The sequence below is a fragment of the Paenibacillus sp. MAHUQ-63 genome (assembly GCF_028765165.1).
Classification (GTDB): domain Bacteria; phylum Bacillota; class Bacilli; order Paenibacillales; family NBRC-103111; genus Paenibacillus_E.
The window spans coordinates 52,272-77,461 of sequence record NZ_JARADB010000003.1; the positions used below are offsets into that span (position 1 = coordinate 52,272).

The following is a 25,190-nucleotide window of genomic DNA, read 5'->3' on the forward strand; positions in this document are numbered from 1 at the left end:
CCCTCATTGGCTCACGTTTTGCTCCAAATCGGTCCACAGCTGATCTCTCCCCCGCTGTTTCAACACTTGAATTTCATTGCCCTCGAACAAGGGATCAAACTGGCAAATCGATTTATACGAACAGTGCAGACAGGCTGTCTTCTTGCCGAGGCGGTACGGAGCAATGTCGACATGTCCGTCGGTAATGCTCGTGCCGATCCCCTTCACCTGTTTGCGCACATATTTCCGCAATGTATCCCATTGCTGCTCGGTGGCGACGGAGGAGCTGGAATAGAAGCTGCCATCCTTCTTGAGCGCGACCGGAATCAGCTGGGAGTGTCCGGCGCTCTTCGCGAGCTCGTCGTCCATAAGTCCGGCGACGCTTGCATCGGCGGTGATCAGGCCTTTCATTTTGAACCGTTTGCGCAGCTCCTTCTCGACCGCTGCCGGATCGAGCGCATTTTTTTGCTGCAGCATCGGGTTATGCACATGAAAATAAAGCACGCCCGCCGGCTTCGCCGCAATGCCCAACCAACGCTCTGCATGCGTGATGATAACGTCCAGATAAGTGAGCATTTGCAGTGACAGACCGTAGTACACTTCAGACAGCTGCAAGGAGGTAGAGCTCGATTTGTAGTCGATGACACGCAGCAGCACACCTTGTTCGCCGTCCGCCCGGTCCACCCGGTCAATCCGCCCGATAATTTCCATCGTACAACCGTTCTCCAGCTCGAAAGTCAGCGAAGGCAGCTCTTTGCCGGGACCAAAGTCGATCTCCAGCCCGAGCGGTTCGAACTGCCCGTGCTTCGCATGCTCCCCTAGTACGACCGCCGCTCTGCCCACAACCTGCTTCAGCTTCCTTGCGATGTACGCGTAGCGGCTGGAGCTGAGCAGGATTTCTCCTTGCAGCCTTGGCGCCAGCTCATCCACAACTTGAGCGGAACGCTCCATGCACTGCTCGGCGGTCAGCGCCCCCCAATCGAGCTGGTCCTGCTGCAGCTTGAGAACGAATTGGTTCAAAGCCGCATGGAACAATTGCCCGATATCCGGCGCATCCAACCTGTATACGCGTCTTTCCTGCAAGCGCAAGCCGTGTGAAACGAAATGAGAAAACGGGCACGCCACATATTTCTCCATTCGCGATACACTCGCGCGCAAATGCTGGCCATATAGCAGTTTGCTCGTTTTTGAAGAGATTCTGACCTCTTGATTCGTGTAATGCAAGGCTTGAACAACGGACTGCAGCTTCATGCTCCAATCCGGCCGGTCCGCAAACCAGTTGTACGTCTCCCACCACAGGTCCGTCATGCGCCCGCCGAGCATCCAATGCTTCATGCGCACGGCGAGATAGGAGATCGCCTGATTCGGATGCGCCACATATGCCGCTTGCTCGGTCTCCGGCGATTCGCCGGCCGGCTCTGCCAGAAGTAACGGCGTTTCGGTCCCGGGAAACAAATGCCGCAGCTGCTTAATCAGCTCCGACGGCAGCAGCGACTTCCCTTCTTCATCCGCGAGCGGATAGGAGATCCACAGCCTTTTGCCCGGAACAGTTAGCGACGTATAGATAATAAATTGCTCGTCCAGCAGCTTCCTGCGGCTTCCGTCCGCCATGGGCAGACCCGACTCCATCAGCACGCTGCGCTCGGCCTCGGTCAGAACGCCTTTCTCCGGCATTTGCGCCGGGATAACGCCATCGTTCACCCCTAATATGTATGCATACCGAATTCCGCTGGAGCGCGTCCTGTCCATGCTACCGATCAGAAGCTGGTCCATCGACGGCGGCACGAGACCCAGCTTCATGCTTTCCATGCCCGTCTCCACCAGTCCGTTAAAAAGCTCCAACGACAGATCATCGTCCCCCATCGTCTCAACCAATTGATCCAGCATATCCATCATGCTGTTCCACATCTGTCCGTGCTCGCGCGCTTTCTCCGGCTTGCCGAGCGCTATCGCCTGCTGGCTCCACATTTCCAACTTCTCCGGAGCCTGCACGGTCATGAGCAGCTCATACAGGGCTTCGACCTGAGCCTTCACCGTCTTCGCCTGCTGAATGCGTCTGGCAAAGGCAAGCAGCGGACGAACGACCCATTCTTTGCTTCTGTTCAAAGCGGCCAGCTCCTCCGTCTGCTCCTGAAGCGGCTCGCCCTCCTGCTCCAGGCTGGCCCGGAACCGGTAGCTCCATGGCTTGCCGTCCGTCCATCTGTAGCCTTGAATGCCGAACGCAAGTACATAATTTTCCAGCTTGTCCATCTCCGTCCGCCTGTCCCCAGCATCGATCGGCAGCAGTAGATCCGTTTTGACACAGCGGAAAACCGCATCATAGTGCCAGTTGTGCTGCACGATCTCCAAAGCGGAGCGGATGAACTCAACAAGCGGATGATGCAGCACCGTCCGCTTCTGGTCGAAGAAGTGCGGAATCTCCAGATCGGTCAGCACCGCTTTCAGCAAATCCTGATAGCCTTCCATATTGCGGACCATCACCGCGATCTCCCGCCAACGCACACCTTGCTCCCGTACGAGACGCAGCATGTCCCGCACCGCTCCCTCGACTTCCGCACGGCGATGAACGGCTTCTGCGATAACAAGCTGATCGCCGACCCTCTCGTATTCGCCGGGCTTGTACCGCAGCGATCCCCCGCCGAGTCTCCGGTCGAAATTCCGCTCCAAGTACCCCAAGGCAGGACTGTCCTCGAATCGCGGCGAGCTCTCCGGGGCTAACACCAGCACTTCTGCGGCAGGCAGCCCGAGCTGCCAGATCAACTCTTGCAGACGCACCATCGTCGTTGCGGTCGGGTGGAATAAATCCAATTCGTCCGGCGTATCCCCGGCCTGCAGCTCGCGATCCAGGCACAGCGTTACCGTAACCTCCTTGCAAGCGGCGAACAGCGCACCGAGCACGGCGAACTCCTGCGGCGTAAAACCATGAAAGCCATCGATCCAGAGGGACGCCGAGCGCAAATAGCAGGAATCCGGAATTTGCTGCGCAAGCAGTGTCAAATAGTCCTCACCGTCCAAATATTGACGGGATAGCTCAGCCTCGAAATGGCTGTAGATCAGCCCGATGTCATGCATTTTATCGCGGAGAAGCCCGCTTTCGCCAAGCACGGCGGCCCGCTTCCGCTCATGTTCCTCGAGCTGTGCCGCCGATACGCAGTACCGCTTCATCTCGGTGTAGAGCTGGTTCAAACGGTCTACAAAGCCCATCTGCTCGGCCGAATGACCGAATAAACGGAGTTGATCTTTCTGTTTATGTAAAATGCTCGTCAAGAGCAGTTTCTTGCCTGTATCATCAATAGGCAGCCTAGCCGTACCGCCTTCTTCTTGCATCACACGCCAGGCTAACCGGTGAAAGCTCAGCACCTGGGCGCGAATCATTCCGCGGATGCCAGGATCGGATACAATCGCATGTTCAGCCTGGAAAGTCGCCTGTTCAGGCACCAACAAAATCAGCGGATCGCCTTCCGGCTGATCTGCCAGACGCTGCTTCATTTCTGTGAGACAACGGTCGCTCTTGCCGCTTCCGGCTCTGCCGATCACGAATCGAATGGACATACGGGCCCTCCTTCAGCCGTTCGAAAAGATAGAGTTCGAAAAATATCAATCTCTCCTATTCTATCATACTTTTGGTAGGAAAGAGGTGTGGCAGATGATGGGCTGAAAATGAATCAAGCCGCTTCCCCTTAGCGGGAAACGGCTTGAATAGCGGTTAAGATCTCTGCAGCGATTGCGGCAGCTCTCCGATATATTGGGATTGCGGACGGAAAATCCGGTTGCAGCCTGCCTGTTCCATCAGATGAGCCGTCCAGCCGACCATCCGGCTTAATGTAAAGCTGGGCGTAAACAGGCTCGTCGGCAGCGCGATAGCCCGCATAACCGCCGCGGCATAAAACTCCACATTCACATACAATTTGCGGCCGGGCTTGTATTCTTCCAAAAGCTCGACAGCCACTTTCTCGACGTGAACCGCCAAATCGAACCAAGGATCCTCTGAAGCTAGTTCCGTCATCATGACTCTGAGTGCTTCCGCTCGCGGATCGGTTGTTTTGTAGATCCGATGGCCGAAGCCCATCAGCCGCCTGCCTGCCGCCAGCTCTTGGCGAATCCAATCTCCGGCTCTTTCTTTCGCCCCAATTTCATCCAGCATATGAAGCACCTCCGACGGAGCCCCGCCGTGCAGCGGTCCTTTCATCGCCCCGATTGAGGCGCAAATCGCGGACGCCGGGTCGGATTGCGTGGACAGCACGACACGGCCGGCGAACGTCGAAGCATTCATGCCGTGCTCCATCGCCAGGATGAAATACGCCGTCAATGCTTTCACATGTACAGGCTCCGGCACGGTCCCCGTCAGCATGTACAAATAATTGGCGACATGATCGAGCTGAGGATCCGGCTCTACCGGCTGCAGCCCCTGCGATCGGCGGTAATGATAAGCGATGATCGTAGGCAGCATAGCCGTATACGCTAGCATGCTGTCCGATTGCGGCGGCCACACCGCCGTTTGTGCTGCCGCAGCCGTTCCTAGAACGGAGACAGCTGTTCTCAGAACGCTCATCGTATCGCTGTTCTTCGGAAGCAAGTCGAGGACAGCCTTCAGCTCAGCCGGCATGCTGCGCCGATCCGCCCATTGCGCTTTGAACGCTGCGAGCTGGTCCGCTGCCGGAAGCTCTCCCTGCCACAATAAGTAAGCGGCCTCCTCAAAGCTTGCGTGCAGCGCCAGCTCTTTCGCTTCATGTCCGCGATACACCAAATATCCTTTTTGTCCATCAACCAGGGACAATTCTGTTTGTGCTGCAACGACGCCTTCCAGTCCGGTTACAGATGCCATAGCTCATTTTCCTCTCGAAATGATGTGAGTATTTCCCTATTCTCATCATATTCGTTGCCGGCGAATTCATCCAATCGGCGTTTTTTTTCGTTATGATAAATAAAATATATCATTAAAAATTATGTGATTATATTCGTTTATGAAGAATGCGATTACATGTAGGATACATCCACACGGCGATTGCGGTAACGGACTCAGCAGCCCCTCTTTGACCAAAATCACTGCGTGCTGCACCTGAATTCAGCAAATAGTGATCGTACAATCCGTTAGCTTGACAAAAATGCCTAATATGCACGAATAACGGCCGCTATGTCCGTTAGCGCTGCGCCGCAGTTGTACAAGCCTCTCTCAGCTCCGCACATCATTCGTTAGCCGTAAATCAACACGCGGCCACCTGAGCTACGGGGAGAGTGCCCTAAGCAGCTAACACCAAAAAAAGCGAGGCCCCAAGGCCCCGCTTCATCCAAACTCATTTGCTCCGTACCTCAAAAATGGCGAATTTCAAATAATGCCCCTCGTCCACGCCGAGAATGCGCGGATGATCCATTCCCGCTCCGCGGAATTCGACCAGACGCAAAATTTTCCCCGCATCTACGGCCGCCGCATGAATCGTCTCCAGGAACAACTCCGGACGCATATGGTACGAACAGCTGGCTGTCACCAGATATCCGCCCTCATTCACGAGCTTCATCCCGTGCAGGTTAATGTCCTTGTAACCGCGGCAAGCGCCTTCCACCGCGCTGCGCGTTTTGGCGAAAGCCGGCGGGTCAAGAATGACGACGTCCCACGTTCTGCCGCCGGCACTAACCGGCTTGGACGTATCGACCTTACCTTGACCGCCCGCACGTGCTTTGCGCTCATCCAATCCGCGAACCTGTGTCCGCAAATAGTCGAATGCATCCGCAACAACGAACTCCACGCGGTCTTCAAAACCGTTCAAAGCGACATTCGTCCGAGCGCTTTCAATCGCATGCTCGGAGATGTCCAGGCAGGTCACTTTCTTAGCCCCGAATTTACAGGCGTTGAGCGTGAAGCTGCCCGTGTGTGAGAAGCATTCCAGCACCGAAGCGCCATCCCATAGCGGGAATGTGACGACTTTGCCGTTGGCGTTGACAGGCATCGTCTGGAGGCGGCCTTCGTGCTCCACCTCTCTGAGCTCAATGCCGCTGCGCTCGCCCCAGCCTGTCATTAGCGGAGCTATTGCTGCACGGTTTTCGCGCTGATCGAAGAAGTAACCGGTTTTCTGCCCTTCCTCGATATCCACGCGAATGCGCAGACCGTTCTCCAGAATGTCTACGTGCTTCGGACACTCCCCGTAGAGCAAGCCTTTCGTTTGCTGCAGACCCTCAAGCTCACGAATCGGCACATCGCTGCGCTCATAAATGCCGGCCGGCTTCATGACCTGGACCAAGGCTTCGACGATTTGCTCGCGGCAGCGGTCCATCCCTAAAGTCAGGATTTGGACCACGAGGATGTCCTCGAACTTATCGACAATCAATCCCGGCATAAAGTCCGCTTCGCCGTAGACAAGGCGGTAGGATGCCGCCTCTTCCACGAAGCGTCTGCGGTGCTGCAAGCAGCGGGTAAACCCTTCGACGAAAAATGCCGTCGTCATCGCTTCAATCGGCTTGTACGAGACGATGCGCACGGTGATTTGCGAAGCCTCATTATAATAGCCGGTCGCCAAATACTGGCCAAGATGCGTTTGGACAGGAACTAATTGTCCCGGTGCAATTTCGCCGTCCACGCGTTCAATTTCACTTTTGTACACCCACGGGTGCCCCTGCTCAATGCGAGCTTTGCGTTTCTTATGTAAAAATACTGCTGCCATATCGCTTTAGCCGTCCTTTGTCTGTACCGTTCCCTGCGCGCGCTGCTTGTCATGCTTGTCTGTACGGTCACATATATTGATGGATAATGATTAAGTATGGTGTTGCAAAGGAGAACTGCCGCTATGATGAATACCATTATTGTGCCTGTTGTCGCAGGCTTAGTCCTCTTCTTGTTCGGCATGAAACTGATGGAAACTTCGCTTCAACAGTGGGCCGGCCCTCGCCTCCAGCTGTGGCTGGAGCGGTTCACCCGCACGCCGGTGCGCGGCCTGATCACCGGCACGGTGCTGACGGCGGCGCTGCAAAGCTCCACCGCCATTACCGTCATCGCCATCGGCCTCGTCGGCGCCGGCGTGCTGACCTTCCCGAGAACGCTCGGCGTCATTCTCGGCACGAACATCGGCACCTGTCTCACCACCGAGCTGATCGGACTCAGCCTCGGAGGGATCGGCGTGCCGATCCTGATCGTTAGCGCGAGCATCTGGATGCTGAGCTGGCTGGCCGGCCCCTTGCCGTCGGCTGCGACGCAGCGGCAAGACATAACCGTTGCCGCCCCTGCTGGAGTCGGCCTAGGCTGGGTGCGCAGCGTCCGGTACGGTTCGCTGGCGGCCGCGGGCTTCTCGCTCGTGCTGCTCGGCATCGAGATCATGCAAACCATCGGGCCTGCGCTGCAGTCCCGCGGGCTCTTCGCCAGGTTCGTTCAGGAAGCGCAGCATAGCCTGCTGTGGGGAATCATCGCCGGGGCCGCCGTCACCGCGCTCGTGCACAGCAGTGCCGCGGTCATCGCAATGGCGATGGGCCTAGCGGCGGTGCAAGGCATCCCCGTCGAGCTGGGCATCGCGATCACGATCGGCGCCAACGTGGGCACTTGCGTAACCGCGCTGATCGCCGGGATGAGCTCCTCGCGGGCCGGGCGCTATGTCGCCTGGTCGCATATCCTCCTGAATATCGGAGGAGCGGTGCTGTTCTACCCGTTCATTCATCAACTGGTCAGCCTGTCCGCACTGCTGGCGCCCGATGCTTCATCGCAAATCGCCCGTTCACAGACGATTTTCAATGTGGCCTGTTCACTGCTCGCCTTGCCGCTTTGCTATCTTAATATGTGGAAGCGCCTTGAGTTCCGTTCACAATAGCGACGCCGGAGCTAGTGCCAAGACGTGTCGCTCCCGCTTCAATCATGGCAACCGCCGTTTGATAATCTCTAACGCCGCCGGAAGCTTTCACGCCGATCGTGTCCGGTACGTTTTGGCGCATCAAGCGGACATCTTCTACGGTTGCTCCGCCCGGACCGAAGCCCGTGGACGTTTTCACGAAATGAGCGCCCGCTTCTTCGGAAAGTTTGCACGCCATCGCTTTTTGCTCGTCATTCAAAAATCCGGTTTCCATGATCACCTTGACGATCGCTTTTCCTTTGACCGCATCTACGACTTGCTTAATATCGGAACGTACGGCATCATACTGACCTTCCATTAGGAGTCCGATCGGCAGCACCGTGTCAATCTCGGCCGCGCCGTTCTCTACCGCCTTCGCCGCTTCGAACGCTTTCACTTCGCTTAAGCTTGCGCCCAGCGGAAAGCCTACGACCGCCGCAACTTTAACGCCTGTCCCTTCCAGCGCTTGGCTGGCGGTGCTGACGAATTGGGAATTCACACATACGCTGAAAAATTGATGCTGCGCCGCTTCCTCGCATAATTTGTGGATGGCTGCTGTGCTGGCGTCCGGCTTCAGCAGCGTATGGTCGATATATTTGGCAATTTCTTTGGCAGTCAATGTCATTGGGTACACCTCGTCGTCGTATTGTTAAACAAGCTTTCCTTGCAGGAAAACAATGAGAAAGCCTCTAACCACGGAGTATGACCGCGCTAGAGGCAAGGTTATCGCCTTACAGATTCACAACGGCCGCTGTTTCCATTACGCGAACCAGCTGCCCTTTGCTTTCATTCACACCGGCTTCCGTCACCTTCACCCGGCATACTTGACCGATCATATCTTCGGAGCCTTCGAAAACTAGCTGCACATAGTTATCCGAATAGCCCATGTACAAGCCGCTGTCAGGAGCTCCCTTGTAAGCCCGTTCCGGAATGACTTCCAGCACTTGACCTACGAATTGCTGCGCATACGCAAGCTGCATCTTCTCAGAGAGATCGATGAGCTCGTGAACGCGGGCATTCTTGATCTCCTCGTCCACTTGGTCTTCCATCCGCGCGGCAGGCGTACCCGTCCGTTTGGAGTAAGGGAACACGTGCATTTCTGAAAACTTCATGCGCTCCATGAAGGCCACGCCGTTCCTGAACATCTCTTCCGTTTCGCCGGGGAAGCCGACAATAACGTCCGTCGTAATCGCTACATCCGGCATAATTTCATGCAGACGCTCGATTTTGCCGGCAAATTCGGCAGTCGTATACTTTCTCCGCATCCGTGCCAGCACGCGGTCATCCCCCGCCTGCAGCGGAATATGCAGATGGCGGCACATCTTGTCCGACGCTTGCAGCACTTCAATCACTTCATCCGTAATTTGGCTGGCTTCAATGGAAGAAATCCGAATGCGCTTAAGACCTTCGACTTTGTCCAAATCCCACAGCAGCTTCGCCAAGCTGTAATCCTCAATATCTTCACCATATCCGCCTGTATGAATACCCGTCAATACAATTTCCTGGTAGCCTGCAGCCACCAGCTGCTCCGCTTGCGCAATCACGCTTTGCGGTTCCCGGCTGCGCATCAGCCCGCGCGACCATGGAATGATGCAGAATGTGCAGAAGTTGTTGCAGCCTTCCTGGATTTTCAGGAATGCTCTCGTCCGGTCGGCAAAATCAGGCACGTCGAGCTCTTCGAACTGACGTGTTTTCATGATATTGCGCACGGCGTTGATCGGCTTGCGCTCCTGCTCGAACTGCTTCACGATCGGAATGATTTTGTCCCGGTCCTGCGTCCCGATGACCATGTCGACGCCCGGAATCGCCATGATTTCCGCCGGCGACGTTTGCGCGTAGCAGCCTGTCACGGCAACAATCGCCTCAGGGTTGCGGCGAATGGCGCGGCGGATCATTTGACGGCTCTTCTTGTCCCCCGTATTCGTTACCGTACATGTATTGATGACGTAGACGTCAGCCGTTTGTTCGAAGTCGACCTGCTCATAACCCTCATTTTTGAAAAGCTGCCAAATGGCTTCCGTATCATAGAAATTCACTTTACAGCCTAATGTATGAAACGCTACCGTTGCCATAATGCTTATCCTCCCATCTCTCCGGTTTCATAGAAAAGACACGTAAGACCTACCATTGCGGCAGTCTCCGTGCGTAAAATGCGCGCCCCCAGCGATACGGAACGGAAGCCGGCCTCTTCCGCCTGCTTGATCTCCTGCTCCGTAAACCCGCCTTCCGGGCCAACTGCGATCACGACTTTGCTTCCTGGCCCCAATTTGCCTGCGGCACGCGCTTCCTGTATAGCAGGCTTCAACTGCTGTCCGTCTTCCTTCTCGTAGCAGATCCAGGCGACGTCCGCTTCCGCGGCACGCTTCAGCAAATCTTTCCAGGCGTGCACAGCTTCGACTTGCGGCACACGGTTGCGGTGCGCTTGCTCGGCGGCTTCTTTGGCAATTTTCTGCCAGCGTTCCGTCCGCTTCGCCTCTTTCTTGGCATCGTACTGAACGATTGTGCGCTCGGATAAAAAAGGAAGAAACCGGGCTGCCCCGATCTCGGTCCCTTTCTGAATAATCGTTTCCATCTTGTCGCCTTTCGGCAAGCTCTGGGCAATCCACACCTGAACCGAGGACTCCGCGTTCATCGGCAGCTCCTCTACGATCTCCGCAGTGACAAGCCCTTTGTTCAGCTCGATGATACGGACGAGCACCTCGCGGTCATTGCCATTGCTGCAGATGACTTGGTCGCCGATATCCGCCCGCATCACCCGCACCAAATGATGCGCATCGTCCCCCTCAATCGTGACGGTGGGATTGCTGGCGTGAAACTGCTCCGGCGGGAGAAAATAACGCTGCATAGTCAAAGCCTCTCTATCTTCGTTCATTTCGATATTAGTTGAAACTTCCACTCACCATCATACCTTTTTTGCACTAGAAAATCTACAAGGGGTTGAACTTGGCAGTTACATGCCGAGCATCCAAGCGATAGGACGAAGAAATAAGTTGAGGATGTCATTGCCAAGACCCAGATATGGATCTAAGGTAACTCTTCTTAACGGCGGTACGAACACCACGAGTAAAAAAATGACAGAAGCCCATTGCTCAAACTTAAGCAAAGCTTCACTGTATTTTAAATTCACAACATCCTGTATAATCCGGTATCCGTCTAATGGAGGAATTGGGATTAAGTTGAATAGAAACAACCGGATATTAATTACGATCATCAGTTGTAAAAAGAGATGGATGGCATCAGCGCTCCCCTTAGTCATCCCATTCGTCCAACCGTATTTCTCAAAAAGCATTGCTACAAATAAACTGATAAAGGCCAGAATCAAATTACTGATCGGCCCCGCGGCCGTTACGATAATCCCCATCAGCCGCGGATTTTTGAAATTCCCGCGGTTGACGGGAACCGGCTTCGCCCAACCGAAACCGGCAATCAGCAGCATAATCGTCCCGAACAGGTCCAAATGAACCATCGGATTCAAGGAAACCCGGCCGAACCGATAAGCGGTATCGTCTCCTAATTTATAAGCGCTGTACGCATGAGCAAACTCATGAATCGTGAATGAAAGCACGAGGACCAGAATGACAAAAGGCAGCGTACTCCAGTCATAGAACAGTAATCCTCCCATGGATGAACACCTACAGCTTTCTAGCTACGATCACAACCCAATTCGAATCATAGTTTTTCTCTACAATTGTGAAATGGGCTGCAACCAGCGCTTTTTCGACAAGCTCTTCCTTAGCGGTAATAATACCGGACGTAATATAGTAGCCGCCTTCCTGCAGCACTTCATACACATCCTGGACAAAAGTAACGATGACTTCCGCCAAAATGTTGGCTACGACCAGTTGAACGGGAATCGTAACGCCCAGCTCAGCCGCGCCTTCCCCTTCGCTCTCTTTCAGAACGCCGAGCAAATCGCTCAGTTTAACGGTAATTCGGTCTTCAAGCCTGTTCTGTCTCGTATTATCCTCCGCACTGGTGACAGCGACAGGATCCAAATCTACCGCCAGGACATGCTTGGCTCCAAGCTTAGCGGCCGCAACCGATAAAATCCCCGATCCGGTCCCCACGTCGATCACATCGTCCCCAGGCTTCATCACTTTCTCCAGCGTTTTCAAGCATAGAGATGTCGTCGCATGAGTTCCCGTTCCGAACGCCATCCCCGGGTCCAGCTCCAGAATCAGCTCTTCCGGCGAAGCCTCGTAGTCTTCCCAAGTCGGTTTGATCGTGAGCCGGTCCGTAATGCGGATCGGTTTGAAATACTGCTTCCAGGCATGCGCCCAATCCTCGTCATCCACTTCTCTAAGCTCAAAAGTCGGATTGCCCGTATCAATATCATAGTCGCTAAGCTGGGCAACGGAGGCCTTGAGATTCGCCATAATCGGCTCCATGTCCGTCCCGTGATAGAAATAGCCTTTGATCACGGCTCTTCCTTCCGGAATATCGTTAAACGGTGTCTCGTACAGCTGGCCGAACGATGTATCGCGTTCTTTGTTCAATGTTCCCGACTCTTCAATGGAAACGCCTCCGGCGCCAAGTTCATGAACGAAATTCGTTATCATTTCTATGGCTTCTTCTGTCGTATGTACGGTTAATTCTTGCCAAAGCATCGGTGTGGCTCCCCCTGTCAATAATCGCAAATTACCCAAAAAAGCCCGACCGGGCTTCTTCATAAAGAACATTGTACTACACTTCGCTTCTTGGGTAAAATCGCCCAATTGTAAACGTCTTATTTTCTTTTATTTTCCTAACAACTTTCTAATAATTTCATGGTACATTTGAAGAAGTGGCAGCGGTTGAACGCAGTCCGATCCCGCCCTCATCATACCTTAGAACGGAGCCTTCCCGATGGTCAGAACACTGCTTATTTTACTTGTTATTCTAGGGCTTGAGTTTACCTCGCCGCTGGCAACGACCACACTGCTGGCCGGCAATTACAGTCAGGTCACCGCTCACCGGGGCAGTTCTGTGAAAGCACCGGAGAATACGCTGAGCGCTTTTCGGCAAGCGATCGCGGACAAAGCGGGTTACGCTGAGCTTGATGTTCAAGAAACAGCGGATGGCGTCGTGATGGTGATGCATGACGATAATGTTCGCCGCACGACAGGAATCGATAAGAACATGTGGGAGGCCACCTATAGTGAGCTGAGAATCAAGAGCGCCGGACGCTGGTTCAGCCCCAAATTCAAAAATGACCGTGTGCCCACGCTGGACGAGGTCATATCGCTTGCCAAGGATCGGATTAAACTGAACATTGAATTGAAAAACAACGGGCATGGTGTACGGCTTGCGGAGAAAACGGTCGACATCATTAAGGCTCATGACTTTGAGAAGCAGTGCACGGTAACTTCCTTTGACGCCGCGCTGCTCCACACGGTCAAGAAGCTGAACCCGCGCATCAAGACAGGGCTGATTACAAGTCAGAACCCGGATACAGCGGCTTTTTGGGAGAATCCGGATTATGACGTCATCTCTGCCGCCTATCCGATCGTGAACGAACCATTTATGCGGAAAGCTCTGGTTCATAATAAAGAAGTCTTCGCATGGACCGTCAATGATACTTCGGACATGAAGCGCATGCTGCAGCTGGGGGTCACCAGCATTATTACGGATGCTCCGGAACAGCTTGTTCGTCTCATGAACGAATCGATATAATCATACAAGAAAAGCACCTTTGTCCTCGCGGGACCCCGCGGGCACAAAGATGCTTTTTCCTTGTTTATATGGATCCGCCGGCGCTCTCAATGACTCGGCAAGCTTGATCATAGATGGAGTCGTCAATGACTGCCGTCAAGATGATATCCAAACCTACTGCGTTCATATCCCCGTCTACGCTTAGCATGCTGTCCGCCATCGCCGACTCAAAACCGCGTCCGACATCGTTGTCAAAGCGGTCAACCTGCACCTCGGCTGCGCGAAGGGCTCTCAGCTTGGCCGCCGCGCCTTCGGCTTGCTCAGGCGCATGAAAATAAGCCAGAATCGCTTTTTCCGCCATAATTAACACTCTTCCTGCCGGTGATCCGCCGCGTTGGCGCGCTCGGCAGCCTCGAAATCATCCCGGTCGGCAACCTCAGCTGAAAATTCGACGTCCTCATTCTTTGCAATGGGCAGTTTGCCCTGATTCTCTTGGCTTCGTTTGGCACTCATACCATAAACCTCCTGCACATTATCGTTGTAAAATGCAGTTCATAGTTTGCCTAAGTGAGGGGGTTTTATGCAAATATGGCTATTCCTTTATTTTCTCGAAAGAAGCATCATACAGTCTGAACATCGTCTTGTATCCCGACTCGTCGAGCTTCACGCCCACATCAAGCTTGCCCGTTATGAGCAGCGGGCCTGACGTGTAGCGCAGCTTCACATCATCCGGCACGAAGACGATCATAATTTTATTCCAGTAGGTTTCGTCACCGTTATCGAAAGGGCACTCCGCCCCGGGCTTCGGAATGAGCAGGAACCAATGTTTGTCGAAGGACAGCACCTCGCCCATGAATCCTTTGATTTGCACGGTCTTACCGCTCATATCCCAGAAGCGTTCGGATGGCCGGTCCTGCTTGTCATCGTCGAAAAACTGGTCCCAGTTGATCTCGTTGCCTTTCGTAGAAGCCGGCTTCGAGCTCTCCGGACTGGCAGCCGGTTTCACCTTAACGGCAGGCGTCGCTGCGCTGGTCACAGCGGGAGCGGTGCTCGGCGCAGCCTTAGGCTGCCCGGAAGCCGGAGGAGCCGCTGACGCCGACTCGCGCACAGGGGCTGCCGGCGGGCTCGCCGTCACCGGAGCCGGCTCCGGCGATACAGCCGGCGCAGCCGATGGCGCCGCAGCGCTTGCAGCGGAGGTTGCGGCAGGAGTTGCCGTGGGGGTTGCCGCAGGGGCTGCCGTGGGGACTGCCGGAGCGCCTATAACTGACGCGGTGTCTGAAGCGCTGCCGAACGATTGACCGGCCGTTGCCGCATTCTTTTGCCCACAGCCGGTTACGAGCAAAATGCCTATTAACGCATATGCAATAAGCGAATATCGATTGATCTTCATGACGAACACCTCAACCTTCATGACTTGAATAATTGCAGCGGATCAACGCGGTAAGCCTGCAGCGCAGGGCCGGCGGAAGCCACAAGGCCGATGCACAGCGTACCCAGCACAAGGAGCCACTCGCCCGGCAGAAACTGCCAAGCCTGCAGCTGCAATCCCGTCCATTCAAACACCGCCTCGCGGCTCAGATGACCGCCGATGTGTCCAACCGCCATCCCTGAAGCAAGACCGATGATAGTGAGAAGAAGCCCCTCCCCGATCAGGGAAGACCATATGAATGTCCGTGATTTGCCGATTAACCGCAGCAGCGCGACATCTTTCTTCCGCTCGTTCACGGCGGCAACCAGCGACAGCAGGATAGCGCTAGCGGCAAGTATAATACAGATGCCCGTTACGACGCTTAGCGCCTGGGCGCCTTGATCGACGACATTCACAACTTCGGCAACGGATTTGCTCGTATAGATGGCCTGTATGTTGCTGAGCTGCCCATATTTCGTTTTGATGGCTTGCGCCCCAAGCAGCGATTTGGGCTTGACCAGGATGGACGTAATTTCTTTCTGCTCCGCAGACTCGCTCTCATGAACCGCCCAAGCATAATCCATCGTCGTGAAAACAGCCCGGTCGTCCGAAGTCATTAGCGGAGGCAAAATACCTACAACGGTATAAGAGAAGCTGTGATGCTCATCTTCATCCTGGCCGTCCTCATGCTCCTCGGCCTCCGCCGCCTCCTTCACGAGGCCGTGTGCACCTTGAAACTTATCGCCAACGTGCAGCCCCAGTGAATCAGCAATATGGGAGCCTACGATGGCATCGCCTAACTTCCCGTACATACGGCCTTGCGCCAGCTTGGTATCCGCGCCGTAGCGGGTGGCGAAATATCCCGCGTCGATGCCGACAATCGGGTAGCCATTGTAATTGTCTCCTGTTGTCATCGCGTAGGCGCTGTCAACGGATTCCTCCTGGCGAATCTCATCCAGCAGAGCGAACGGCACATTTCCCGTCGGCGCCCCGACATGGTAGTACGTGTTAAGCGCAAGTTGGGAAGGGCTGCCTTTGGCGCCGATCGTCACCTCAAACGGACCGTACCCCTTCTCGGCGCCCCGCTCCAAGCCAGCGCTGCATAAGAGCAGAAAGACGACCAAAGCAGCCGTTATACCGACGGAGAACACAGTGAGCAGCGACAAGGTTTTCCGATGAAGGATGTTTCTCCATACTAAGATGATCATTGTCATACGGCGCTTCTCCTTGTTACTTCGTTAATATCGCCGATTTGAACCTGCTTCGGATACATTTCCGCCAGGTGCAAATCGTGGGTAACCGTCACCAGCGTCAACTGCTCCGTCTTGCATATATCGAGCAGCAGCGCCATGACATCGCCGGCTGTTTCCCAGTCCAGGCTGCCTGTCGGTTCATCTGCCAGTACCAGCTGCGGCTTCGTGACGAGCGCGCGAATGATTGCCGTCCGCTGCTGCTGGCCCCGAGACAGCTCATAAGGCATATGATGCTGGCGATCCTTCAAGCCGACCCTTTCAAACCATTCGTCGAGAATCTCTTTGGATTGTTTCTTGCTCCAAGCGGCAGGAAGGACCAGCTCCACGTTCTGCCTGGCTGTCAGTGAGGAAATCAGATGAAAGTCTTGGAAAATATAGCCTACGTGTTCAGCGCGGTATCTGTCCCTGCCGCTTTGGGAGTACGTGTGCAGCGGCATTCCGTTCACCCAGATTTCACCTTCATCCGGTACCATGACGCCGCTCAGCAAGTGCAGCAGCGTACTTTTCCCGCTTCCGCTCGGTCCGAGCAGCGCCACTCTCTCCCCTTGCGCGATCGCCCAATCGGCAACTTTAAGGATGGGCAATTGTCCGTTGTGCATCCTGAATGATTTCGAAATATGTTTCAATTCAATCATCGCTATCCTCCGAATCCGGTACACCCAGATAGATAAAGAGGACAAGGGAAGCGTGATCCCCTGTCCTTCATTATGCTTGCATGCATTAATTTTTGATGATGCGCTCGTTCACGGAATCCCAAGTCATCGCTGTGCCAGTCAGCTTGTTGAAAGCTTCCAGCGGCAAGTACAGTTTGCCGTTGTCTACGTTACCTACGAGGGTGCTCGCAGCTCCGTTCTCTGTTACTGCGCCGGTTTCTACGAGGACGGACAGCTTCTGGCTGCCCTTGGACAACGTAACCGTTCTGGAGGCTTCATCCCAAGCAACGGTGATGTCCAGCGCTTCAGCCAGCGATTTGGCTGTAAACAAGGTTTGATTATCGCGAGTGACTTTGAACAGCGGGTACAAATATTTAGCTTGCAGTTCTTTGGTTACCGCTGCCAGATCGGCGCCGATCACTTGCGCTCCGCTTTTCGCAATATCCGTATTGTCGATGTCGCCTTTAACCAGCGAAGCGATCGGACCGTATGCCCAGACCCCAACATCAACACCTGTGTGGCCATGCCCTGTCCAGCCTACAGCCAGTCTTTTGGAGATGACTGCATTGTATCCGCCGGCGCGGCCGTAAGAGGAACCGTCCCCTTTGAGAATGAGCGCAACCTCTTCATCGGACAAGTCGGTAAATCCGATATTGTCGGCGACAATTTTACGAACATCTTCCGCAGTTTGCGCCGCTTTCAAGAGACTGTCCAGGTATTCATAGGAATGCTTCTGCTTATTGAACAGATCGACGTTCAACTCGTATACGTTGTTGATCCCGAGGGATAAACCGCCTGTCTCGTGGTCAGCCGATACAACGACCGAAGTATTGCCGTCTTTCTTCGCGAAGTCGACCAATGTTTTGAACGTTGCATCCAATTCCAGCAATTCTTGAATGTTCGCCGGCAAATCGTTCGCATGGCCAGCATGGTCGATGCGGCCTTGCTCAACAAGCAGAACGAAGCCGTCTTTATCCTGGGACAGAATGTCCAGCGCCTTTTGCGTCATTTGCGGCAAGCTTGGCGTATTCGCATCGCGGTCAAGCACATACGGGATCTCGTTCATGGCGAACAAACCGAGCGCTTTGTCCGTTGTGGCCGGGATTGCATCCAAGCCTTTTTTATCGAACGCAGTTTGGAAGCCTTTTGCCTCGTAGTCAGGGATAATGTTTTTGTCCGTACGTTTGCCTTTCTCGTCTTTGGTTACGAAATTCGTTTTGCCGCCGCCGAAAATAACGTTCACGCCGCTATTCAAGTATTGCGTAGCAATCGCATTCTGATTGCTGCGTTGACGAACGTGGGACGCCCATACCGCCGGCGTAGCGCCTGTGATATTATCCGTCGACACAAGCCCTGTCGCCTTACCTTGCTTCATTGCCGCTTCGATGATCGAACCGAAAGGCTTGGCCACATCGCCGTTCGAAACGCTGATCGCATTATTGTATGTTTTATTGCCTGTGGAGAACGCTGTCGCTGCCGCTGCCGAGTCTGTAACGGCTCCGGATTCGGATGTGTAAGGGCCCGGCTGAGAGTATGTAGTTGCTTTACCGACGTAATATCCGCCATCCAGCTCTAAACGGTCTTTATTTAAAAACTTTTTGGAGTAGTATCTTGCTGCCGTCACTTCGGCCGGACCCATACCGTCACCGATGAGCACGATCAGATTCTTCGATTGCGCCGCAGCAGGAGCCGCAGGAGCTGCAGGTGTTGCAGGAACAGCAGGTGTTGCAGGTGCCGATGTTTCCGCTGCCGAAGCTGCGCCTGCTACGCTGACCGCCAATACGGAAAGAGTTAAAGAGGAGCTCATGATTTGTTTCAATCGTTTTTTCAAGATGTTTCCCTCCAATAATAGTATTTCACCTTAACTAGCATAAGGCCGATAGATTAAGAGGAAGTTATACCAACGTATTCGCTATGTAAAATATTTCATATACTATTTGCTTAGTGTAAACATCGCAATAAAAAAACACCCCGCGCAAACATTTCAAACAGAACATTCTCTGTCAAAAGTTCGCACGGGGTGCTATGGTTTAATCGCCTAAAAAGGCTCTTTTCATACGTTCGAAAATCGATTGATTTTGCTCATGCGTATGCTCGCCGGTTTGCTTGCCGAATTGGCGCAGCAGATCCTTCTGATCCTCGCTGAGGTTCGTCGGCGTTACGACGACGACTTTGACGTGCTGATCGCCTTGGCCGAAGCCCCGCAGATGCGGCACTCCTTTGCCTTTCAAGCGGAAATACGTGTCGGTTTGCGTGCCTGCCGGAATTTTGAGCTTCACTTTCTCCGTCAGTGTCGGGATCTCGATCTCATCGCCGAGCGCAGCCTGCATGAACGTTAACGGCACTTCGCAGTAAATGTCATTGCCCTCACGCTCGAAAAATTCATGCGATTTGACGCGAATCACGACGTACAAATCCCCTGAAGGGCCGCCGCGCGTACCGCTTTCGCCTTCGCCGGATACGCGAAGTTGTGCACCGTCATCCACACCTGCTGGAATCTTGATGTGAATGGTGCGCTGCTTCTTCACTTTACCGTTGCCGTGGCACGTTCCGCATTTCTCTTTAATGATTTTGCCCGTTCCGTTACACTGCGTACATACGCGGCGGTTCACGATACGGCCGAACGCCGTGTTCTGCACGACTTCCTGCTGGCCGCTGCCATGGCAGCCGCCGCACGTTTCCGGCTTCGTTCCCGGCTTGGCGCCTGATCCGTTACAAGTGTCGCAGTTCTCGGTACGCGGAATATGAATATCGGTTTCTTTGCCGAAGATCGCTTCCTTAAACTCCACCTGCATCGTATATTGCAAATCGTTCCCGCGCTGCGGCGCATTCGGATTGCGCCGGTTGCCGCCGCCACCGCCGAAGAACATATCGAAAATATCGCCGAAGCCGCCGCTGAAGTCTTGGCCACCCATACCCTGGTTCGGATCAACGTGACCAAACCGGTCGTATTGGGCTTTCTTCTGATCATCGCTAAGCACATCATAAGCTTCTTTTGCTTCTTTGAATTTATCTTCCGCATCCGCTGCTTTATTCACGTCAGGGTGATACTGGCGCGCCATTTTACGGTAAGCCTTCTTGATCTCTTCTTGCGAAGCCTCTTTGCCAACCCCAAGTACCTCGTAATAATCACGTTTACTCATTATTCCACTCCCATGTTCAAGACTACCAACGAACGGAAAGTCAAAGCCACGGGAGAACTCCCTTTGGCTTTGACTCATTCGTTCCTACATATCCGGCATTACTCTAGGATATGTTTATTTTTTTTGTTCGTCAACCACTTCATAGTCAGCGTCAACAACATTTTCTCTGCCTTTCGGAGCTTCGCCAGCGCCTGCGCCAGCCGCACCGTCGGCACCTTGTGCTGCGGAAGCTTGCTCATACAGCTTCACGGAAAGCTGTTGGATCACTTCTGTCAGCTCGGCAGTCGCAGCTTTAATCGCTTCGATTTCGTTGCCAGCCAGAGCGGCCGTCACTTTTTCTTTCGCTGCATTCGCTTTATCGATCTCACCTTGGTCGACTTTGTCGCCAAGATCTTTGATCGTTTTGTCAACGGAGTATACGAGCTGATCCGCTTCGTTGCGGGCCTCGACAAGCTCTTTGCGCTGACGATCTTCTTCAGCATGCGCTTCCGCGTCTTTCACCATTTGCTCAACTTCCGCATCGCTTAAGCCGCTGGAGGAAGTGATCGTGATTTTTTGGCTTTTGCCCGTTCCTTTATCCAATGCGGATACGTTCACGATACCGTTGGCATCGATATCGAAGGATACTTCGATTTGCGGTACGCCGCGCGGAGCCGGTGGAATGTCGCCAAGCATGAAGCGGCCCAATGTTTTGTTGCCGGACGCCATGGAACGCTCACCTTGAAGCACGTGAATCTCTACGCTCGTTTGGTTATCCGCATAAGTGGAGAACACTTGGGATTTGGTTGTTGGGATCGTTGTGTTGCGGTCGATCATTTTCGTGAACACGCCGCCTGCCGTCTCGATACCGAGGGACAGCGGAGTTACGTCAAGAAGAACGACGTCTTTCACTTCACCTGTCAAGACACCGGCTTGCACAGCTGCGCCAAGCGCAACGACTTCATCCGGGTTAACGCCTTTGTGAGGCTCTTTGCCTGTCAATTTTTTGATCGCTTCAACAACCGCCGGAATCCGTGTGGATCCGCCGACAAGAACGACTTTATCGATTTGGCTAGTGGAAAGGCCGGAATCTTGCAGCGCTTGACGAGTTGGTCCAAGCGTTCTTTCTACCAGGTGAGCGGAAATCTCTTCGAATTTCGCGCGAGTCAGGTTAAGCTCCAAATGCTGAGGCACGCCGTCAGCTACCGTGATGAACGGCAGGGAGACCGTCGTTGTCAGAACGCCGGAAAGCTCTTTTTTCGCTTTCTCAGCAGCATCTTTCAAACGTTGTACCGCTGCTTTATCTTTGCTAAGGTCGATGCCTTGCTCTTTCTTGAATTCAGCTACGAGGTGATCGATGATCACTTGGTCGAAGTCGTCTCCGCCCAGCTTGTTATCACCGCTTGTCGCTTTTACTTCGAAGAAGCCGTCGCCAAGCTCAAGGATGGATACGTCAAACGTACCGCCGCCAAGGTCGTATACAAGAATCGTTTGGTCTTCGGACTTCTCCAAGCCGTAAGCAAGCGCTGCTGCAGTCGGCTCGTTGACGATACGAAGAACTTCCAGACCGGCGATTTTGCCCGCATCTTTCGTTGCTTGACGCTGGGAATCGTTGAAGTACGCAGGAACCGTGATAACCGCTTGGGTTACTTTTTGGCCCAGGTACGCTTCTGCGTCAGCTTTCAGCTTTTGCAGGATGATTGCGGAAATCTCTTGCGGCGTGTACTCTTTGCCGTCGATCACTTCTTTGTGGTTTGTACCCATGTAACGTTTAATGGAAATAACTGTTTTGTCCGGGTTCGTGATCGCTTGGCGTTTGGCCGTTTCCCCAACGACACGCTCGCCGTCTTTCTTGAAGCCGACCACGGATGGAGTCGTACGGTTACCTTCCGGATTCGGGATAACGACAGCTTCTCCGCCCTCCATTACAGCAACGCAAGAATTCGTAGTACCTAAGTCAATACCGATAACTTTACTCATGTTAAAGCTTCCTCCTTTTGCTCCTCAGGAACATATGGTTAATTTGCGATTTGGTAAAATGATAAGATCTGTTCGCTTCTTATACGCTGACTTTCACCATAGCCGGCCGAATGACTTTATCTTTCAGAATATAGCCCTTCTGCAGCTCCTCAACCACGACGCCTTCCTCGTGCTCGTCGGATTCAACCTGCATCACCGCTTGGTGGAATTCAGGGTTGAACGGCTGACCTACTGCTTCAATTGGCTTCAGACCTTCTGCCGTCAGCAGTTGGTCCATCCCGCGATACGTCATCTCAAGACCTTTGGCCAATGCGTCGAAATCTTTCGTCTCTTTGCTGGAAGCCAGCGCGCGATCGAAGTTGTCAATGATCGGCAGAAGCTGCTCGATCAATTTAAGTGAAGCATATTTGGCGAAATCTTCCTTCTCCGCTCTGGCGCGGCGGCGGAAGTTGTCGAAGTCCGCTTGAACGCGTAATAAACGCTGATAGTTTTCTTCGGCTTGCATACGCACCTTATCAAGTTCGCTTGGCTCCACAGAAGCCTCAGCGCCCTGTTCGCGGGCAACCGCATCTTCTTGATTCTCAGCGGCTTGCTCGTTGTCGGCTGCGTATGTAGTGTTCACGTTTTGCTCTTCTGTTTTGTTTTCAGTACTCAATTGTCCTTCACCTCCTAAACATAATACACCAAAAGTTCGTCTATCGACAGTTTGCCCAGCTTTAGCCCTCTTCAAAAGGCTGCTTCATCTTAATAACCGTATGAATGCGCAGCACGGCGGCAGCAACTTCGCCTGCAGCCTGGAGTGCGTGTATTTTCACATCAGCGGGGTCTACGATGCCCGCTTCCACAAAATCCGCCACTTGACCGGTATCGCAATCGATGCCGAGGCTGTCGGTTTCCAGCGCGATCTGAGCCGCTTTCAGCTCCTCCACCTTCTCAAGCGGATTGTAGCCGGCGTTAACGACAATTTGCGCCAGCGGCTTGCGCAGCGCACCCGCAACAGCGGCAACGCCGAAGCCTTCCATGCCCTTGATCGTCTCGCGAACGCGCTCGAGATCATGGGCCACCGCCATTTCCGCGGCGCCGCCTCCCGGCAAGTACCCGCCGCGTACGGCGGCTTGCACGGCCGAAGCGGCGTCCTTCGCGATGCGCGAGCGCTCATGCGCCGCTTCCCGCGTTGCCGCGCCGACGATCACGGTCACGTGCTGCTCGCCGTGGCCGCCGGCCACGCGCACGCGTCCCAGCCGCTCGTCGTATGCGGCATAGCCTGCGCGGCCTAAAGCCGCGCTCAGCTCGGCGGCGCTCTTGCGCAGCGCCGTGCGCCGCACCGGCCGGGCGCCGGTGTGCTCGCTCAAGTGCTGCATGTCCCGGCGGGACAGCCGCTGCAGCACGATAATCCCATGGTCGGAGCAGAATTGCTCCGCCTCGGGATCTACCCCGCGGTCGGCGGCAATGAGGCCGACCCCTAGCTCCAGCAGCCGCTCCAGCGAGCTGCGGAACTGATCCCTGAGCTGCATATGCCGGCCGAAGCCCGCTTCGGTCACCAGCGATTCCTCGCTGACCGCCTCAGGCTCGAGAGCATCGTGCAGCACGAGGATCCGGGTATCTCGGCGCTCCTGCTCGAGATGCAGGTTCATCGGCTTCTGGTTCAGCAGAATGCCGGTCCATACCTCGCTGATCGCCTCTTCGTGGGCGATCACGCTGTCGGCGAAGCGGTAGCCTTCTTCGCGAAGCTTCGCCTCGCCGACCGCTTCGGCCGCCTGCACGATGAGCCGCGCGATATCCGCCTGCTCCCGGCCCGCCGTGATGGCGATGCGCTGCAGCGCGCCGTCGTTTAATCCGGCGAGCGGTCTGCTGCGGCGCTGCAGGCTGGCGGTCGCCAGCTCGATGCCTTGCAGCATCCCGCTGACGACTTTCGCGACAGGGACGCCGCGCGTAACCTGGGCGACGCCTTCTTGAACGAGCGCCCCGGCCAGCACGGTAGCCGTTGTCGTACCGTCGCCGATCTGCCGCTGCTGGCTGCGCGCAACTTGAATCATCAAGCGCGCCGCAGGGTGCGAAACATCCATCTTCTCTAGGATGGTCACGCCATCGTTCGTGATGATCACTTCACCCTGCCCGCCAACTAGCATCGTGTCCAAGCCTTTGGGACCTAGTGTCCCCTCGACCGCCGAGCAGATCGCCCGGACGGCCGCGGCATTATTCACTAAGGTTGAGTAGCGTTCTTCGCCCTCTCCCTGTACCGTTTTGATTCCACTCATTTGCCATACCAACGTCCCATGACGTCTTCCATTTGCTTGGATAAATGATGCATCAAAGAAATAACCCGGGCATATTCCATCCGCGTCGGCCCCAGAATTCCGATCGTGCCGAGCGGCTGTCCGCCAATCGCGTAAGACGCTGTTATTAATGAACAATTATTAATGGCTTCAATACTATTTTCAGCACCGATTTTGATCTCGATGCCTTCATTAGAAGGTGTAAACAATTTGATTAATGTCGGCGCTTCTTCCAATAGATCAAAAATGCTCTTCACCTTTTCAACATCTTTAAACTCAGGCTGCATCAGCATATTGGTCATACCGCTAAGAAATACCCGGTCCTTGTCGTCGCTGTTAATCACGCTCTCTACGACGGCGAGAAGCTCCTGGTAGCCATTCACATACTTGCTAAGCTCGCTGGAAACTTCGTTATATAACCTTGATTTGAACTGGATCAGCGGTACGTTCTTCAGCTTGGCGTTCAAAATGTTCACGACCTTCTCGATCTCAGACATTCGGATGCCTTCAGGAATCGTGACCGTTCTGTTCTCCACATGGCCGGTATTCAAAACAATGATCGCAACCGCCGTCGTATCCGTCAGCGGAATGATCTGCAAATGCTTCAGCGTCGTGCTGAACACTTCAGGCCCAAGCACGATGGACGTATAATTCGTAAGAGAGGAGAGCATGCCAGCCACATGCTGAATAACCCCTTCCATCTCTTGAATGCGTTCGGCGAATGCGCCTTTCAACGAATTCAAATCATTCTCATGCAGAGTTCCATGCTGCAGCAAGTGATCGACATAGTAGCGATAACCTTTGTGCGAGGGAATACGGCCTGCGGACGTATGGGGCTGTTCCAAGTAACCCATCTCTTCGAGATCGGACATTTCATTACGGATCGTGGCCGGACTAAACCCGACATTTCCCCGCTTCGAAATACTTCTTGAACCAATCGGTTCAGCAGAACGAACATAATCATCGATGATCGCACTCAAAATCATGCGCTGGCGTTCTGTCAACATCAAATACCCCTCCTCTTCACAACATGGTGTTAGATCACTTTCGTTAGCACTCGTATTTAGTGAGTGCTAAATC

21 protein-coding genes are annotated in these 25,190 nt (G+C 54.2%); 2 read left to right on the plus strand and 19 right to left on the minus strand.

The window, feature by feature from the left end:
- Positions 1–3 precede the first annotated feature (3 nt).
- The 3 genes from addB to PUT07_RS16605 all read right to left on the minus strand — a co-directional run bounded on the left by addB (position 4) and on the right by PUT07_RS16605 (position 6,635).
- Positions 4–3,531, minus strand: coding sequence for a helicase-exonuclease AddAB subunit AddB (gene addB / locus PUT07_RS16595; RefSeq protein WP_274469401.1), 3,528 nt, complete (start codon positions 3,529–3,531; stop codon positions 4–6).
- Positions 3,532–3,685: 154 nt separating this feature from the next.
- A complete protein-coding gene (locus tag PUT07_RS16600; protein ID WP_274469402.1) occupies positions 3,686–4,804 on the minus strand; it encodes a citrate synthase/methylcitrate synthase in 1,119 nt (372 codons plus the stop codon).
- Between the two features lie 469 nt (positions 4,805–5,273).
- Positions 5,274–6,635 carry a class I SAM-dependent rRNA methyltransferase gene (locus PUT07_RS16605; RefSeq protein ID WP_274469403.1) on the minus strand — a complete coding sequence of 454 codons (1,362 nt, stop codon included), beginning with the start codon at positions 6,633–6,635 and terminating at the stop codon, positions 5,274–5,276.
- A 123-nt stretch (positions 6,636–6,758) separates the two neighbouring features.
- Here PUT07_RS16605 and PUT07_RS16610 point away from each other — a divergent pair, with 123 nt between their 5' ends.
- Positions 6,759–7,769, plus strand: coding sequence for a Na/Pi cotransporter family protein (locus PUT07_RS16610; RefSeq protein ID WP_274469404.1), 1,011 nt, complete (start codon positions 6,759–6,761; stop codon positions 7,767–7,769).
- Here PUT07_RS16610 and deoC read toward each other — a convergent pair.
- From deoC to prmA, 5 genes are all read right to left on the minus strand, one after another.
- Complete coding sequence (deoC, locus tag PUT07_RS16615; RefSeq protein ID WP_274469405.1) at positions 7,732–8,412, minus strand: deoxyribose-phosphate aldolase; 681 nt, start codon at positions 8,410–8,412, stop codon at positions 7,732–7,734. The two genes, PUT07_RS16610 and deoC, sit on opposite strands and share 38 nt — an antisense overlap.
- Positions 8,413–8,518: 106 nt before the next feature.
- Positions 8,519–9,859: a tRNA (N(6)-L-threonylcarbamoyladenosine(37)-C(2))-methylthiotransferase MtaB gene (gene mtaB / locus PUT07_RS16620; protein WP_274469406.1), complete on the minus strand. Its 1,341-nt coding sequence runs from the start codon at positions 9,857–9,859 to the stop codon at positions 8,519–8,521.
- 5 nt (positions 9,860–9,864) lie between these two features.
- The gene (locus PUT07_RS16625; protein WP_274469408.1) at positions 9,865–10,632 is read right to left on the minus strand and encodes a 16S rRNA (uracil(1498)-N(3))-methyltransferase; all 768 of its coding nucleotides are present in this window, start codon (positions 10,630–10,632) and stop codon (positions 9,865–9,867) included.
- A 105-nt stretch (positions 10,633–10,737) separates the two neighbouring features.
- Positions 10,738–11,409, minus strand: coding sequence for a site-2 protease family protein (locus tag PUT07_RS16630; protein WP_274469409.1), 672 nt, complete (start codon positions 11,407–11,409; stop codon positions 10,738–10,740).
- Between the two features lie 10 nt (positions 11,410–11,419).
- Positions 11,420–12,394, minus strand: coding sequence for a 50S ribosomal protein L11 methyltransferase (gene prmA, locus PUT07_RS16635; RefSeq protein ID WP_274469410.1), 975 nt, complete (start codon positions 12,392–12,394; stop codon positions 11,420–11,422).
- 238 nt (positions 12,395–12,632) lie between these two features.
- On the opposite strand from prmA, the gene PUT07_RS16640 reads away from it, so the two are divergent.
- Positions 12,633–13,439 carry a glycerophosphodiester phosphodiesterase gene (locus tag PUT07_RS16640; RefSeq protein WP_274469411.1) on the plus strand — a complete coding sequence of 269 codons (807 nt, stop codon included), beginning with the start codon at positions 12,633–12,635 and terminating at the stop codon, positions 13,437–13,439.
- Between the two features lie 64 nt (positions 13,440–13,503).
- Here the strand turns inward: PUT07_RS16640 and PUT07_RS16645 are convergent, their stop codons facing one another.
- The 11 genes from PUT07_RS16645 to hrcA form a co-directional block, all read right to left on the minus strand.
- Positions 13,504–13,779 (minus strand): hypothetical protein, encoded by a 276-nt coding sequence (locus tag PUT07_RS16645; protein ID WP_274469412.1) that lies wholly within the window; start codon positions 13,777–13,779, stop codon positions 13,504–13,506.
- Positions 13,780–13,781: 2 nt separating this feature from the next.
- The gene (locus PUT07_RS16650; RefSeq protein WP_274469413.1) at positions 13,782–13,931 is read right to left on the minus strand and encodes a YfhD family protein; all 150 of its coding nucleotides are present in this window, start codon (positions 13,929–13,931) and stop codon (positions 13,782–13,784) included.
- A gap of 79 nt (positions 13,932–14,010) precedes the next feature.
- A complete protein-coding gene (locus tag PUT07_RS16655; protein WP_274469414.1) occupies positions 14,011–14,808 on the minus strand; it encodes a hypothetical protein in 798 nt (265 codons plus the stop codon).
- Positions 14,809–14,825: 17 nt separating this feature from the next.
- Positions 14,826–16,040, minus strand: a complete 1,215-nt coding sequence (locus tag PUT07_RS16660; RefSeq protein WP_274469415.1) for an ABC transporter permease — start codon at positions 16,038–16,040, stop codon at positions 14,826–14,828.
- Positions 16,037–16,714: an ABC transporter ATP-binding protein gene (locus PUT07_RS16665; protein WP_274469416.1), complete on the minus strand. Its 678-nt coding sequence runs from the start codon at positions 16,712–16,714 to the stop codon at positions 16,037–16,039. Before PUT07_RS16665 ends, PUT07_RS16660 begins: the two co-directional genes overlap by 4 nt.
- An 85-nt stretch (positions 16,715–16,799) precedes the next feature.
- Complete coding sequence (locus PUT07_RS16670; RefSeq protein ID WP_274469417.1) at positions 16,800–18,563, minus strand: alkaline phosphatase; 1,764 nt, start codon at positions 18,561–18,563, stop codon at positions 16,800–16,802.
- Between the two features lie 199 nt (positions 18,564–18,762).
- Positions 18,763–19,875, minus strand: a complete 1,113-nt coding sequence (dnaJ, locus tag PUT07_RS16675; protein WP_274469418.1) for a molecular chaperone DnaJ — start codon at positions 19,873–19,875, stop codon at positions 18,763–18,765.
- A gap of 114 nt (positions 19,876–19,989) precedes the next feature.
- Complete coding sequence (gene dnaK / locus PUT07_RS16680) at positions 19,990–21,834, minus strand: molecular chaperone DnaK (RefSeq protein ID WP_274469419.1); 1,845 nt, start codon at positions 21,832–21,834, stop codon at positions 19,990–19,992.
- A 79-nt stretch (positions 21,835–21,913) separates the two neighbouring features.
- Positions 21,914–22,489 (minus strand): nucleotide exchange factor GrpE, encoded by a 576-nt coding sequence (gene grpE, locus PUT07_RS16685; protein WP_274469420.1) that lies wholly within the window; start codon positions 22,487–22,489, stop codon positions 21,914–21,916.
- A gap of 61 nt (positions 22,490–22,550) precedes the next feature.
- Entirely contained in the window at positions 22,551–24,092 is a 1,542-nt protein-coding gene (locus PUT07_RS16690; RefSeq protein WP_274470856.1) for a TCP-1/cpn60 chaperonin family protein, read from the minus strand.
- Positions 24,089–25,117 carry a heat-inducible transcriptional repressor HrcA gene (gene hrcA / locus PUT07_RS16695; protein WP_274469421.1) on the minus strand — a complete coding sequence of 343 codons (1,029 nt, stop codon included), beginning with the start codon at positions 25,115–25,117 and terminating at the stop codon, positions 24,089–24,091. Before hrcA ends, PUT07_RS16690 begins: the two co-directional genes overlap by 4 nt.
- Positions 25,118–25,190: the final 73 nt, after the last annotated feature.